The organism is Mixta theicola (genome assembly GCF_002895925.1).
Classification (GTDB): Bacteria; Pseudomonadota; Gammaproteobacteria; order Enterobacterales; family Enterobacteriaceae; genus Mixta; species Mixta theicola.
Genome location: NZ_NWUO01000002.1, coordinates 78,633 through 92,628, shown reverse-complemented (window position 1 = coordinate 92,628; position 13,996 = coordinate 78,633). Strand labels below are relative to the sequence as shown.

Sequence of the window (13,996 nt, the reverse complement as noted above, 5' to 3'; positions counted from 1 at the left end):
TCTTATTTCAGGATGAGCCTTAAACAACAGGAATCCGTACGGCAATGCTTTGCCCAACGGGATCCATCAACGAGGGGTGCGCTATGGCGACAATATTTGACGATCCGGTTAAGGACAGTAAACGACTCAGTGACGGACCCGACTGGACCTTTGAGCTACTTGATACCTATCTGGCGGAAATCGATCGCGTCGCGAAACAGTACCGCCTGGAAACCTACCCGCATCAAATTGAAGTCATCACCTCTGAACAGATGATGGACGCCTACTCCAGCGTCGGTATGCCCATCAACTATGCGCACTGGTCTTTTGGTAAGAAATTTATCGAAACCGAGCAGCGCTATAAGCATGGTCAGCAGGGGCTGGCTTATGAAATTGTTATTAACTCTAACCCCTGCATCGCCTATTTAATGGAAGAGAACACCATCACCATGCAGGCGCTGGTTATTGCGCACGCCTGCTATGGTCATAACTCTTTCTTTAAAAATAACTACCTGTTCCGCAGCTGGACCGATGCCAGTTCGATTATCGATTACCTGCTGTTTGCGAAAAACTATATCGCCGAGTGTGAGGAACGTTACGGCGTGGAAGAGGTAGAACGCCTGCTCGATTCCTGCCATGCGCTGATGAATTACGGCGTCGATCGCTATAAGCGTCCGCAAAAAATTTCGCTGCAGGAAGAGAAAGCGCGGCAGAAAAGCCGGGAAGAGTATCTGCAAAGCCAGGTAAACACGCTGTGGCGCACCCTGCCACGGCGCGAAAAAGAGGAAGTGCATACTGAGAAAGTGCGTTTCCCTTCTGAACCGCAGGAAAACCTGCTCTATTTTATGGAGAAAAATGCGCCATTGCTGGAGCCCTGGCAGCGTGAAGTCCTGCGCATTGTGCGTAAGGTGAGCCAGTATTTTTATCCGCAGAAACAGACGCAGGTAATGAACGAAGGCTGGGCGACCTTCTGGCACTATACCATCCTGAACCATCTGTACGATGAAGGAAAAGTGACGGAACGTTTTATGCTGGAGTTCCTGCACAGCCATACTAATGTGGTGTTCCAGCCCGCCTATAACAGCCCCTGGTATAACGGTATTAACCCTTATGCTCTGGGCTTCGCGATGTTCCAGGATATTAAACGTATCTGTCAGTCGCCGACCGAAGAAGATCGTTACTGGTTCCCGGATATGGCCGGTTCAGACTGGCTGGAAACGCTGCATTTCGCCATGCGTGAATTTAAGGATGAGAGCTTTATCAGCCAGTTCCTGTCGCCGAAAGTGATGCGGGATTTCCGTCTGTTCACCGTACTGGATGACGATCGCAATAATTATCTGGAGATTGCCGCGATCCATGATGAAGCGGGCTATCGCGCGATTCGTCAGCAGCTCTCCGCGCAGTACAACCTGAGCAATCTGGAACCTAACATTCAGGTATATGACGTTGATTTACGCGGCGATCGCTCCCTGACGCTGCGCTATGTTCCGCATCAGCGCGCTCCGCTGGATAAAAGCCGGCGCGAAGTGTTAAAGCATGTGCATCGTCTGTGGGGATTTGAGGTTCATCTGGAGCAGCAGAATGAAGATGGCAGCGTGGAAATACTGGATCGCTGCCCGCCGCGTCCGAATGCTTTATAAGTAAACCATCAGGGCCGGACGGGAATCCGGTCCTGGCATTGCTGGTTAACACGGCTCAGCGGCAATGCAGCTCATCCGGCATGGTTTTTTGCATGCTGTGCCAGATTTCACCGCTGCGACGACCATAGTCACGTACCGCCGTGACAATGTTTTCCGGCTCGGTGCCGTCACAGAAAGCGAGCAGCTGCTGATAAAAGCGCTGCGCTAAGGTACGCGCTTCGGGATTTGAAAAATAGTGCCGACCCACGCGGGTATACAGCCCTTTCAGCCCGTTAAGAATTAAGCCGTAAACAGGGTTGCCGGAAGCAAAAGCCAGCCCGCGGAAAATACGGTAATCCAGGTCGCTATAGGCGTCCGCCCGATCGTCCACGCCTTCCGCCGCTTTCAGCACCTCACGCGCCTGCTCAGGAAAATGGCGGATAGCGCGGCGAATAAAGATGGATGAGACGTTAGTCCGTACGGACAGTACGTTATCCATCAGCTGTGGTACGCTGTCATGATCGAGACGCGCCAGCGTTTCAAGAATATTCAGGCCGGAAGTTTCCCAGAAATCATTTACTCGCGTCGGCTTGCCGTGCTGAATTGTCAGCCAGCCATCGCGCGCCAGACGCTGGAGAACTTCGCGCAGCGTGGTGCGCGTGACGCCAATGAGCTCGGAAAGCTCGCGCTCGGCAGGCAGAATAGATCCAGGGGGAAAACGATTATTCCAGATACTTTCAATGATGTACTCTTCCGCGAACCCGGCCGGGCTCTGCGCCTTTATAACCATAGCATTTCTCGTTGCTTTTTCATCAGGCAATATGCAGCTCATCATACCAGACGGCCCAGGCATCACCTAGTCTCGCTTCGTTTAAAACCTGAACCCAGCGCAAAAATTGATGAATTGAGCCTCTTTAACCGAATGCGCATTGCCTCGCTTGCTGACGACGTTTACCCTCTGAATCTGAAACTTTTCTTAGTCCTGTATGAGGATACCGCTACACATGGATATTTCCACCGGGCGCGCCTTTACGCGCAATTTTCTGGGGCAATCCCCCAACTGGTATAAGCTGACGCTGCTGGGATTTTTGCTGCTTAATCCCCTGCTGTTTTTTTTCGTTAGCCCTTTTCTTGCCGGCTGGCTGCTGGTGGCGGAGTTCATTTTTACCCTCGGTATGGCGCTAAAATGTTATCCCCTGTTGCCAGGCGGCCTGCTGGCGCTGGAGGCGATTGTTATCGGCATGGCCAGTGCGGAACAGGTGAAAGAGGAGCTGGCGAATAACCTTGAGGTGTTGCTGCTGCTGATTTTTATGGTGGCCGGCATCCATTTTATGCGTCAGCTTTTACTGTTTGTGTTTACCCGCCTGTTGTTGACCATCCGCTCGAAAATGCTGCTCGGCCTGGCGTTTTGTCTGGCCGCCGCGTTCCTTTCCGCCTTTCTCGACGCTCTGACGGTGGTCGCCGTGGTGCTGAGCGTGGCCGCAGGCTTTTACGATATTTATCATCGCGTGTTATCGGAGGGAGATGAACAGGCCGGAATCGATAATAACGTCAGTGACGATCATCGCCAGACGCTGGAGAAGTTCCGGTCGTTTTTACGCAGCCTGATGATGCAGGCTGGCGTAGGCACCGCCTTAGGCGGCGTGATGACGATGGTGGGCGAGCCGCAAAACCTGATTATTGCTAAAGCCGCCGGCTGGGATTTTATCGGTTTCTTTTTGCGCATGGTGCCGGTTACCGTGCCGGTACTGATCTGTGGCCTGATCACCTGCATGCTGCTGGAGCGCTACCGCCTGTTCGGCTATGGCGAACCGCTGCCGGAAAAGGTACGGGAGGTCCTGATGGATTTCGAACGCGAATCCCATCAGAAGCGCACCCGTCAGGATCGGCTTAATTTGTGGATCCAGGGAATTATCGCCGTCTGGCTGATCGTCGCGTTAGCGTTGCATCTGGCGGAAGTGGGCCTGATTGGTCTGTCGGTGATTATTCTGGCCACCTCGTTGTGTGGCGTTAGCGATGAGCACGTTATTGGCCGGGCTTTTTCAGAAGCGCTGCCCTTTACCGCCCTGCTGACGGTCTTTTTCGCCATCGTCGCGGTTATCGTGCAACAGGATCTGTTTAGCCCGCTGATCCATTTTGTTTTGCAGGCGGAAGCGAATATGCAGCTGACCTGGTTTTATCTCTTTAATGGTTTGCTGTCAGCCATTTCGGATAACGTTTTTGTCGGCACGGTTTACATTAATGAAGCGAAAAACGCCTTTACCAGCGGCGCGATTAGCCAGCAGCAGTTTGAACTGTTGGCGGTAGCGACCAATACCGGCACCAATTTGCCTTCCGTCGCCACGCCCAACGGCCAGGCCGCATTTCTGTTTATGCTGACTTCCGCACTGGCGCCGCTGATTCGCCTCTCTTACGGGCGGATGGTTTGGATGGCGCTGCCCTATACCTTGGTGCTGTCGCTGGTAGGGCTGTTCTGCATTATGTATACGCTGGAGCCGATGACCCAATGGTTTATGGCGCATGGCTGGCTGCCGCCGCTTGCGCTATAAGTTCCGGTAAAAAATTGGGGACGAAATGATCCTACGTCATTTTTAATTCTGTTTTTTCGCTGCCCTGGCTGGCAGCGATTTTTTTTTGCTTTACACTGCCGATTCAACGCTAATGACAGGGAAAGATTTATGTTGCGATACCTGAACCAATGCTCAAGAGGACGCGGCGCCTGGCTACTGCTGGCGCTGACTGCGTTTGCTCTTGAAATGGTCGCGCTGTGGTTTCAGCACGTTATGTTACTGAAGCCCTGCGTCATGTGTATTTATGAGCGCTGTGCGCTGTTTGGCGTTATGGGCGCCGGGCTGGTGGGCGCTATTGCGCCAAAAACGCCGCTGCGCTATGCGGCGCTGCTGATCTGGCTGTATAGCGCCTGGGAGGGATTACGTCTCTCGTATGAGCATACGATGATCCAGCTGCACCCAAATCCGTTTGTAACCTGTGATTTCGCCGCCCGCTTTCCCGGCTGGCTGCCGCTGGATAAGTGGCTGCCAGCGGTGTTTGTCGCCACCGGCGACTGCTCAGAACGCGTATGGTCTTTTCTGACGCTGGGAATGCCGCAGTGGCTGATAATTATTTTCGCTGCCTTCCTGCTGGTGGCGCTGTTGGTGCTGATAGCTCAGCCGCTAAAACCGAAGCGCCGCGATCTGTTCTCCCGCTAATCATTAACCGGCTGGATTACGCTTTCCATTCCGGCCGGTTAATAATGTGATCTTCCCAGTCCCTGACTTCGCTTTCACGCACCGCAATATGACGCACCGAAATACGTGCGGCATGCATCGCCGCCCGTGAGCCGCTCCGTAACGGATGCCATACCGGCAGCGTTTTTCCTTCCGCCAGCAGACGGTAGGCGCAGCTGGCCGGCAACCAGGAAAAGGTGGGCAGGTTGTCACGCGTGAGCTTGATACAGTCCTCTTCATATTCGAAGCGACGCTCGTAGTTACGACATTGACAGGTTTTGATATTAAGCTGGTTGCAGGCCACGTTAGTGAAATAGATTTCATCCGTATCGGCGTCCTGCAACTTATTAAGGCAGCACTGGCCACAGCCATCGCACAAGGATTCCCATTCCTCATCGGTCATTTGTTCCAGGCTTTTTTCCTGCCAGAAAGGGGTTTCAGTCATGGTGATGTCCGGTTAAGCAAAAGCGCACCTTATAAACAGTTCAGCGGTCAGATGCAAGTATCACAGCACACGCGTGCTAATGCCGTGGCCCGCCAGCGACGCTTCCAGCTTGTCGCCCGTATGCAGTGGCCCTACGCCTTCCGGCGTGCCGGTCAGAATGACATCGCCTGCGTGCAGGGTAAAATATTTGCTCATATAGGCGAGCAGCGGCAGAACAGGCGTAATCATATCGGCGGTGCTGCCCTGCTGACGGACTTCACCGTTAACCACCAGCTTAAGTTCGCACTGCTGCGGATCGCCGGCAAACTGATTAACGGGAATAAAGCCGGAAAGCGGACAAGAATTATCAAACCCCTTGGCCTTTTCCCAGGGCTGTCCCGCTTTTTTCAGGCCGGCCTGAATATCACGCAGCGTCAGATCGAGGGCGATGCCATAACCGGCAATCGCCTGGCCAACATGCGCTTCGCTGGCCTGTTTTAACGTCGAGCCAATCAGAATCGCCATCTCCACTTCATAATGCACCGCGCCCATGTCGCGCGGAATAGAGAGCGGCTGACGCAGATCGCACAGCGCCGTTTCCGGCTTGATAAAAATCACCGGCTCCTGCGGCGTTGCGCTGCCCATCTCTTTAATATGCTTAGCATAATTGCTGCCGACACAAACCACTTTACTCGCTGGAAAATCTAACAGCGCGCCCTGCCAGTTACGATGTTGATACATGCTTTTCCCCTTGCTGAGAGTGACAGCGCCAGGCCGGCGCCGATAGCCTACTGTGCTACAGCATCCGCCATTTTGCCGATGCTGATTGCGAAATAATAAGAGCGATTCCAGCGCATAATGGTGCGGAAATTGTTATATACCAAAAAGGCGCGTCCGCCGACGTCGTCCGGCAGAATGATCCAGCCGCGCTGTCGGGTATCCGGCAATGCCTCGCTGCTGCTCAGCCGCACGCCCAGCTTTTCCCATTCGCCCACCGTTTTGGCCTGCTGCGTTTTCAGGCCAGCCAGCTGTGGATCAAAATCGACCGGCAGAATGACTTCACGCCCCCAGCCTTCGCCAGCGTTCCAGCCCTCTTTGGCCAGATAGTTAGCCGTGGATGCAAATACATCGCGCTGATTGCGCCAGATATCAATTTTTCCATCGCCATCGCCGTCGGCGCCATAGTTCAGATAAGAGCTGGGCATAAACTGGTTCTGCCCCATCGCACCCGCCCAAGAGCCTTTCATTTCCGGCGCGCTGATATGGCCCTGCTGAATCATCTTCAACGCGGCAATCAGCTCATTGGTAAAAAAGGCTGCGCGCCGCCCTTCAAAAGCCAGCGTGGAGAGCGCAGAGATAATATCTTCGCGTCCCTGAAGCTGACCGAAATTACTCTCCATTGCCCACAGCGCAACAATATATTGCGCCGGTACGCCGTACTGCTGGTTTACGGTTGCCAGCTCGCTTTGATATTGCTGATAACGACTGCGGCCCTGCTCAATCTTTTTCGGCGTTATTACACGCGCCAGATAATCATCCAGCGTGATCTTCTGTTCCGGCTGATTGCGATCGGATTTAATCACCCGATCAACAAAATGTACGCCCGCGAAAGCGCTGTTTAGCGTTTGCTCGTTAATGCCCTGCTGGCGCGCCTGCGCTTTCAGTTGCTCAACCCAGGCGGGAAATTCCGCAGGATCGCGCCCCTGCTGCGCCAGCGTGGTTTTACCGGCGGGCGGCGTTAGAAAACCGCCGCCCGACGGAGCGGCGGGCGTGGGGGTTTCAGGCGCTGAAGAGACGCTATTTTTACTGGCGCATCCTGCCAACATTATTGTCAGTAACGTCGCGCTCAGGGCATTTAGCTTCATATCAGTTCCTTATTAAACAATTGAAAATTGCCGGAAATAAATTGCGGGATTATTCGCCAATTTATTATTTACAGATGAATCTGAATTAAACCGGATCTTTTTTTCCTAAATGTATTTTCAGCAGATCTTCCACCGGTGGCGGAAGCTGCAAATAATAACCCTGTTCCCGCAGCGCCAGCTTTACTTTCTCAATATCCGCATTCGCCAGTTTCTTAGTACGTTCAAGGGTTAACACCATTGCCAGCTGCGGTTTGCCAAAACCACGCAGCAGCTCTTCCGGCACGCGGGAAAAGTCGTCTTTTTTTTCAACATAGAGATAAGTCTGATCGCGTTGGGGACTTCTGTAGATCACACAAAACATATTTTTTACTCGAATTAAGCGGGGTGGTGGCTTGCCTGAATATAACAGTAACTATAACATGCTTGCAGTAGTTAGGAATAATGTCCCGCCTTGATTACGCGCTGGCTAAATCAGGCATAATTTGGTCGGGTTTAGACATAACAGGACTGAGCCAGGACAGATGTCGCAAACGCCAATCGAGTTTAAAGGCAGTAGTTTTACTCTGTCTGTTGTTCATTTACACCACACGCATCCCGATGTGGTTCGTCAGGCGCTGCAGGACAAAATTGACCAGGCGCCTGCCTTTCTCAAAAATGCGCCCGTGGTTTTGAATGTAGCCTCTCTGGACGGTGACGTTAACTGGAAACAGATGCAGCAGGCTATCGCTTCGACGGGATTACGCATTGTCGGCGTCAGCGGCTGTAAAGATGAGTCGCTCAAGCGCATGATCGCACGTGCTGGCCTGCCCATCTTATCCGAAGGCAAAGAACAGAAGAAAAGTCCTGAGCCGGTAGCCGCCGCGGCGCCGGAAAGCGCGATCGTCAAAACGCGCGTGGTTACCACGCCGGTGCGCTCCGGGCAGCAGATTTATGCGCGTAATACCGATCTGATTGTGACGAATAGCGTAAGCGCCGGCGCCGAACTGGTCGCCGACGGCAATATTCATATTTACGGCATGATGCGTGGACGCGCGTTGGCTGGCGCCAGCGGCGATCGCGCTTGCCAGATATTTTGTACCAGCTTATCTGCGGAGCTGGTTTCCATAGCGGGCGAATACTGGATTATGGATCAAATTCCGGCGGAATATTTTGCAAAAGCAGCACGCCTTAGCCTAAAAGATGGCGCGCTGACAATACAGACATTGAATTAGGCCCCTTTTTATTTATAAGGAATTCTTATATATGGCACGCATTATTGTAGTTACATCCGGCAAAGGGGGCGTTGGCAAGACCACGTCAAGCGCGGCCATTGCTACCGGTCTGGCACAGAAAGGGAAAAAAACCGTCGTGATCGATTTTGATATCGGTCTGCGTAATCTCGATCTGATTATGGGTTGCGAAAGGCGCGTGGTTTATGATTTCGTCAACGTGATCCAGGGCGATGCCACGCTGAATCAGGCACTGATTAAAGACAAACGTACAGAAAACCTCTATATCCTGCCTGCTTCCCAAACGCGAGATAAAGATGCACTGACGCGCGAAGGCGTAGAAAAAGTGCTGAATGAATTGGATAACATGAATTTTGACTTCGTCCTGTGTGATTCACCCGCAGGGATTGAAACCGGCGCGCTGATGGCGCTCTATTTTGCTGATGAAGCCATTATCACCACCAACCCGGAAGTCTCTTCGGTGCGCGACTCCGATCGTATTCTGGGCATTATCGCCTCCAAATCACGTCGCGCCGAAAACGGCGAGGAGCCGGTAAAAGAGCACCTGCTGCTGACGCGTTATAATCCTGGTCGCGTTAGCCGCGGCGATATGCTGAGCATGGAAGATGTGCTGGAGATTCTGCGTATTCCGCTGGTTGGCGTGATCCCGGAAGATCAGTCGGTACTGCGCGCTTCCAACCAGGGCGAACCCGTGATTCTGGATACCGAATCCGATGCGGGCAAAGCCTATGCCGATACCGTTGAGCGGTTACTCGGTGAAGAACGCCCCTTCCGCTTCATTGAAGAAGAGAAGAAGGGATTCCTGAAACGCCTGTTCGGGGGATAAACCATGGCCTTACTCGATTTCTTTTTATCCCGTAAAAAGAACACCGCCAATATAGCCAAGGAAAGACTGCAGATCATCGTAGCTGAACGCAGGAGGGGCGATAGCGAGCCCCATTATCTTCCTCAGCTGAAGCGCGACATTCTGGAAGTGATTTGCAAATATGTGAAGATCGATCCGGAGATGGTGACCGTACAGTTGGATCACCGCGGTGATGATATTTCAATACTGGAACTGAACGTGACGCTGCCAGAAATGGAAGAAGCCGCGAAATGATTCGTCTCCCTTCCTGATTTTCCCCTGCCTTACGCAGGGGAAATTTTATGCAGGCTACTGCGGATAATCCGTCAGCACCTGTTTGATTTCCTGTTCCATCAGTTCGCCGCGCCATCCGCTTACCAGCTCCGGCAGCCGTTCACGCGGTTTGATGTGCCAATGCCAGCTAAGCAGCTGATTAATTTGACGGCGTGACGCCAGCAGCTCGGTACTTAACCCGCTGCGCTCGCTGACCTCCTGCACCACCGCTTTCAGCGCTTTAAAAGCCTTTTTATACTGCGGATGATCGTTAATATTGAGCAGCATTTCCGGCAGGCTTTCTTCCGGTAGCGCATTGGCTTCACTGACCATATCCAGCAGCGTTTTGCCATGTAAACGGATTTCGTGACCGCTCAGCCCTAAGTGATCCAACTCGCCCAGCGATCCCGGTAGATAGCGCGCCACCTTCCAGAGATTTTCTTCGCGCACGACAAAATTAACCGCCATGTCCTTTTCCCGCGCCAGCTGCAGGCGCCAGGCCGCCATGCGCTGTAACGCCGCCAGCTGACGCGGGCGCAGCAGCGAAGCGTTACTGATTTCCCGATACGCCTCTTTCGGCTGCAGCGTTTCAGTACGGCGCTGACAAAGCAGCAGGCATTCGCTGCGCGCCGCCTCCAGCTGTCCCGCCGCTGCGGTTTCATCCATCAGCGTATGGGCAATCGGCAGCAGCCAGAACACATCGGCGGCCGCATATTCGCACTGACGCACGGAAAGCGGGCGCGCCAGCCAGTCGGTACGCGATTCACTTTTATCCAGCACTTCGCCGGTAAAATGTTCTACCATCGTCGCAAAGCCCATCGACAGCGGACGTCCGCTAAAAGCAGCCAGAATTTGCGTATCAATCAGCGGCGTTGGCAGTACGCCAAAGCTGTGCAGAAAGACTTCCAGATCTTCACTACCGGCGTGCAGGAATTTCGTTATGCTGCTGTCGCTTAGCAGATCGATAAGCGGCTGCCACTGGGTAATCGTCAGCGGGTCAACCAGCGTGATCTGCTCGCCGTCGTAAATTTGCAGCAGGCCGAGCTGCGGATAGTAGGTGCGGGTGCGAACAAACTCGGTATCGAGCGCAATAGCACGGTGTTGACGCGCAGCGTCACAGCAGGTCTGCAGCGCCTCATTGGTGGTGATATAGGTGTAATTCAAATCCTTGCTCTCTTGCCAGCGGTACGTTTGCGTTGCTGATGCTGATGAAATAACAATAAAAACGCCGGATTATCCGGCGTTTTCGTGAATAGCTTAACATACTCGCGGCGATCAGGCGGCAGGCGCTTTGCTTATCTCGTCACGTAGCGCACGCCGCAGGATTTTACCGACGTTGGTTTTAGGCAGTTCCTCGCGAAACTCAACGATTTTTGGCACCTTATAGCCGGTCAGATGACGACGGCAGTGGGCAATTAGCTCATCCTTTGTCAGCGAGGGATCCTTTTTGACGATACAGATTTTCACCGCCTCGCCGGAAAGATCGCTCGGTACGCCAATGGCCGCCGCCTCACGCACTTTCGGATGTTGCATTACCACATCTTCGATTTCGTTCGGATAGACGTTAAAGCCGGAAACCAGAATCATATCTTTTTTACGATCGACGATACGCAGGAAACCCTCTTCATCGACGGTAACAATATCTCCGCTGTAGAGCCAGCCCTCCTTCAGCACTTCTTCGGTCGCCTCCGGATGCTGCCAGTAGCCCGTCATCACCTGCGGTCCTTTGATACAGAGTTCGCCCGGCTCGCCTGCACTCACTTCCACACCGTTGTCATCCACCAGCTTAATCTCGGTAGAAGGCACCGGCAGGCCAATACTGCCGTTATGACAGGTAATGTCGTAGGGATTAACCGAAACCAGCGGCGAGCATTCGGTCAGCCCGTAGCCTTCCAGCAGATAATGGCCGGTCAGCTTCTCCCAGCGTTCCGCAACCGCTTTCTGCACGGACATCCCGCCGCCCGCCGACAGACGCAGCGTGGAGAAATCAAGCTGCTGGAAATTTTTATCATTCAGCAGCGCGTTAAATAAGGTATTGACCCCGGTGATAGCGGTAAAAGGATATTTGCCCAGCTCTTTTACAAAGCCGGGAATATCACGCGGGTTGGTGATTAGCAGATTTTGACCGCCCAGTTCAATAAACAGCAGGCAGTTCACGGTCAGAGCAAAGATGTGATACAGCGGCAGCGCCGTCACCACCAGTTCTTTGCCATCGCGCAGCAGCGAGCCATAGGTCGCTTTGGTTTGTTCGAGATTAGCCTGCATATTGCGGTGGGTTAGCATAGCCCCTTTGGCAATGCCGGTGGTGCCGCCCGTATACTGCAAAAAGGCTAAATCGTCGTTTTGTATCTCCGGTCGGAAATAATCCAGCTGCGCGCCCCGTTGCAGCACGCTGCGAAAAGAGACCGCATCCGGCAGATTATATTTCGGCACCAGCCGCTTAATATACTTCACCACAAAATTAACCAGCGTGGCTTTGGCTGGTGAGAGCTGATCGCCCAGGCGCGTCAGAATAACGTGCCTGACCGAGGTTTTAGCTACCACTTTTTCCAGCGTATGCGCAAAGTTGGAAACAATCACAATGGCTTTGGCGCCGCTGTCATTCAACTGATGCTCCAGCTCGCGCGGGGTATAGAGCGGATTAACATTCACTACCACCATACCGGCGCGCAGGATGCCGAACAGCGCAATGGGGTACTGCAAAAGGTTTGGCATCATAACGGCCACCCGATCGCCTTTGCTTAATCCCAGCGTTTGCTGCAGATAAGCGGCGAAGGCCCGGCTACGCTGCTCCAGCTTTCGGAAGCTCATCGCCTGGCCCATATTGTTAAACGCAGGACGATCGGCGTAACGCTGGGCCGCCTGTTCAAACAGATCGATAAGCGACGTATAACGATCGGCATTGATCTCAGCCGGCACATCGGCGGGATAACGGTTCAGCCAGACCTTATTCAAGGATTCACCTCGGAAATCATATTTATTCGCCATCGCAGCCTCAGCCCGCATAACTGTTAACAATATTTTAACTCATTGTACCAGTATGCCTGACACCCAATGTTCAGGCTGCGAAGCCCATCACTAAATTTTCTTTACTGATAACAATAAAATGGCCCGGTCACATAACATGCGACCGGGCCGCTAATCACTACCGTTACCTTTATTCCGTCAGGATAGTTTGCACCTGTACCGGACCGGAACTGTAATAGTTCCCCCAGGGACCGGGCCCCCAGTAACCCGGATGATGCCGTGTCGGCCCATACCAAATCCAGGGATCGATGGGCTGCATCGGCGTCACCACCTGCTGCTGTAAATGCCAGCGCTGATAACCGGTGACATTCACCACCACAAAGCTGTAGCTGGCCTTGCCGACCTCGCCTTTTTCGCTGCCTTTGATAAGGCCGACCACCGTAACCATTTGGTTATTCACGTCAACCGGATCGACAAAGCCATTAATATCGGCCCAGATACGGCCAACCGAGGCGGTACCCAGGCGGGGCCGCGCCGTATCGTCCAGCGGCTGAGTCGCAATTTCCAGCCGCGTGCGGCCGTTAAGGTTAGTCACTTTCACCACCTTACCACCGAACCGCGCCTCCTGCCCGACATAGAGCTGAGGCGCATTCATGACGCGCAGCAAATCCTGCTGCGGCACCGGCGAACGGCCTTTAACGGAATCCGGGACGCTCACGCAGCCGGTTAGCAGTAGCGTAGCCACCAGCAAGGCTGCCGTATTATTAAGATATTTACGCATAGCTTTCTCCATAAACCTGCCTGTTTAGACTATTGCGTAATAAATAAGTTGCTGCCCGACTATTCGCGTCCCGGCAATTTTTTCCATGCCACTTCATTACGTAAATAGGCGGGCTCCACCTGCTCTGGCGGCAATGCTCCGCCCTGCTGCCACTGCTGCTGCGCCAGCGGCAACATGGCCTCAGCCGCAGGCAGCATAATCTCGCTGGCCTGCAGCGTCAGCGGACTTTCCGCCATCAGATGCGGCCACGCGGCCCAGCCGGTGCCGACGGTCATCCATTCGCCTGACAGCTGTTGCATCCGCGCCAGCGCCGCTTCCGGCTTCAGCACCGCTTCACTCGCTTCACCCTGCCATTGACCATCGTCGGCGCGCTGATATTCCGCCCAGTAGACTTCTCCCATGCGCGCATCGATTGCCGCCAGGACGCGACGGGCGCCGTGACGCTGCCAGGCGGCTTCCGCCATGGTCATCAGCGTGGAAACGCCGAGCAGCGGCAGGCCTGCGCCAAACGCCAACCCCTGCGCGATGCCGATGCCGATTCGTACGCCGGTAAAACTGCCCGGCCCACGACCGAATGCCAACGCATCCAGCTGCGACAGCGCAAGCTGATGGCGCGTCAGCATCTCTTCTACCATTGGCAGAATACGCTGCGTATGCTCGCGCGCGCAGAGTTCAAAATGGGCGTCAACGACACCGTCCAGCAACAGCGCTACCGAACAGGCTTCAGTAGCGGTATCAAGAGCTAAAATGCGCGCGGACATAACAACCTCAGGCGAGAAATTTTTTTC

General features: G+C 53.7%; 15 protein-coding genes. 6 read left to right on the top strand and 9 right to left on the bottom strand.

Annotated features, from left to right (window positions below; all coding sequences use genetic code 11):
- The first annotated feature begins 83 nt into the window (after positions 1–83).
- Positions 84–1,619: a SpoVR family protein gene (locus tag COO59_RS03025; RefSeq protein ID WP_103058374.1), complete on the top strand. Its 1,536-nt coding sequence runs from the start codon at positions 84–86 to the stop codon at positions 1,617–1,619.
- 55 nt (positions 1,620–1,674) lie between these two features.
- On the opposite strand, the gene fadR is transcribed toward COO59_RS03025, so the two are convergent.
- The gene (fadR, locus tag COO59_RS03020) at positions 1,675–2,388 is read right to left on the bottom strand and encodes a fatty acid metabolism transcriptional regulator FadR (RefSeq protein ID WP_103058373.1); all 714 of its coding nucleotides are present in this window, start codon (positions 2,386–2,388) and stop codon (positions 1,675–1,677) included.
- Between the two features lie 214 nt (positions 2,389–2,602).
- Here fadR and nhaB point away from each other — a divergent pair, with 214 nt between their 5' ends.
- Complete coding sequence (nhaB, locus tag COO59_RS03015; RefSeq protein ID WP_103058372.1) at positions 2,603–4,147, top strand: sodium/proton antiporter NhaB; 1,545 nt, start codon at positions 2,603–2,605, stop codon at positions 4,145–4,147.
- A gap of 129 nt (positions 4,148–4,276) precedes the next feature.
- Positions 4,277–4,807, top strand: coding sequence for a disulfide bond formation protein DsbB (gene dsbB / locus COO59_RS03010; protein WP_103058371.1), 531 nt, complete (start codon positions 4,277–4,279; stop codon positions 4,805–4,807).
- A gap of 16 nt (positions 4,808–4,823) precedes the next feature.
- On the opposite strand, the gene COO59_RS03005 is transcribed toward dsbB, so the two are convergent.
- The 4 genes from COO59_RS03005 to COO59_RS02990 all read right to left on the bottom strand — a co-directional run bounded on the left by COO59_RS03005 (position 4,824) and on the right by COO59_RS02990 (position 7,475).
- The gene (locus tag COO59_RS03005) at positions 4,824–5,270 is read right to left on the bottom strand and encodes a YcgN family cysteine cluster protein (protein ID WP_103058370.1); all 447 of its coding nucleotides are present in this window, start codon (positions 5,268–5,270) and stop codon (positions 4,824–4,826) included.
- A 60-nt stretch (positions 5,271–5,330) separates the two neighbouring features.
- On the bottom strand, positions 5,331–5,990 hold the full coding sequence (locus COO59_RS03000; RefSeq protein ID WP_103058369.1) for a fumarylacetoacetate hydrolase family protein: 660 nt from the start codon (positions 5,988–5,990) through the stop codon (positions 5,331–5,333).
- Positions 5,991–6,037: 47 nt separating this feature from the next.
- Positions 6,038–7,114 (bottom strand): lytic murein transglycosylase, encoded by a 1,077-nt coding sequence (locus tag COO59_RS02995; protein WP_103058368.1) that lies wholly within the window; start codon positions 7,112–7,114, stop codon positions 6,038–6,040.
- Between the two features lie 85 nt (positions 7,115–7,199).
- The gene (locus COO59_RS02990) at positions 7,200–7,475 is read right to left on the bottom strand and encodes a YcgL domain-containing protein (RefSeq protein ID WP_103058367.1); all 276 of its coding nucleotides are present in this window, start codon (positions 7,473–7,475) and stop codon (positions 7,200–7,202) included.
- Between the two features lie 160 nt (positions 7,476–7,635).
- On the opposite strand from COO59_RS02990, the gene minC reads away from it, so the two are divergent.
- From minC to minE, 3 genes are read left to right on the top strand one after another with little or no spacing between them, the layout of a single operon-like run.
- A complete protein-coding gene (minC, locus tag COO59_RS02985; RefSeq protein WP_103058366.1) occupies positions 7,636–8,325 on the top strand; it encodes a septum site-determining protein MinC in 690 nt (229 codons plus the stop codon).
- A gap of 31 nt (positions 8,326–8,356) precedes the next feature.
- Entirely contained in the window at positions 8,357–9,169 is an 813-nt protein-coding gene (gene minD, locus COO59_RS02980; protein WP_103058365.1) for a septum site-determining protein MinD, read from the top strand.
- Positions 9,170–9,172: 3 nt separating this feature from the next.
- A complete protein-coding gene (gene minE, locus COO59_RS02975) occupies positions 9,173–9,442 on the top strand; it encodes a cell division topological specificity factor MinE (protein WP_103058364.1) in 270 nt (89 codons plus the stop codon).
- Between the two features lie 54 nt (positions 9,443–9,496).
- Here minE and rnd read toward each other — a convergent pair whose 3' ends face one another.
- The 4 genes from rnd to tsaB form a co-directional block, all read right to left on the bottom strand.
- Positions 9,497–10,624, bottom strand: a complete 1,128-nt coding sequence (gene rnd, locus COO59_RS02970) for a ribonuclease D (RefSeq protein ID WP_103058363.1) — start codon at positions 10,622–10,624, stop codon at positions 9,497–9,499.
- Between the two features lie 111 nt (positions 10,625–10,735).
- Positions 10,736–12,415: a long-chain-fatty-acid--CoA ligase FadD gene (gene fadD, locus COO59_RS02965; RefSeq protein WP_133158582.1), complete on the bottom strand. Its 1,680-nt coding sequence runs from the start codon at positions 12,413–12,415 to the stop codon at positions 10,736–10,738.
- Between the two features lie 202 nt (positions 12,416–12,617).
- Entirely contained in the window at positions 12,618–13,208 is a 591-nt protein-coding gene (locus tag COO59_RS02960; RefSeq protein ID WP_103058695.1) for a Slp family lipoprotein, read from the bottom strand.
- 59 nt (positions 13,209–13,267) lie between these two features.
- Positions 13,268–13,969, bottom strand: coding sequence for a tRNA (adenosine(37)-N6)-threonylcarbamoyltransferase complex dimerization subunit type 1 TsaB (tsaB, locus tag COO59_RS02955; protein WP_103058694.1), 702 nt, complete (start codon positions 13,967–13,969; stop codon positions 13,268–13,270).
- Positions 13,970–13,996: the final 27 nt, after the last annotated feature.